Origin of the sequence: Komagataeibacter intermedius TF2 (assembly GCF_000964425.1) — a bacterium.
Taxonomy (GTDB): Bacteria; Pseudomonadota; Alphaproteobacteria; order Acetobacterales; family Acetobacteraceae; genus Komagataeibacter; species Komagataeibacter intermedius.
Window position 1 is genome coordinate 1 of sequence record NZ_BANF01000368.1, and the last position, 315, is coordinate 315.

Annotated in this window: 1 protein-coding gene; it reads right to left on the reverse strand. The window is 58.7% G+C overall.

Annotated elements, in window-relative coordinates:
- Positions 1–315 (reverse strand): IS3 family transposase (locus B7449_RS17560; RefSeq protein WP_148431408.1); only part of this gene is annotated, 315 nt, incomplete at both ends.

Here is a 315-nt window from a genome sequence, read left to right on the forward strand (position 1 = left end):
GGCCTGTCAGCAGGGAAGTCGCCATCCAGAAGGTTGGCCACAATATCAGACTGGTTCTGGCTGTCAGTTGTGACCTTGTGGCGACGGGTACGCACGGGCCGGATTCCGTTGTCCTTCATCAGTCGGCCAACACGACGTTCCCCGACATCAGGCCCGGCTTCCCAGAGTTCCAGGGTCATGCGGGGCCGTCCGCAGGAAGCGTTGTCCAGGGCATGATGTTCACGGATATGCGCCAGTATCTTCAGATCGGTACGCTCGCGCTGACAGGCCGGTGTGAGTGCTGGTTGTAATCTCCCCAAATGTGCTGGTTGAAAA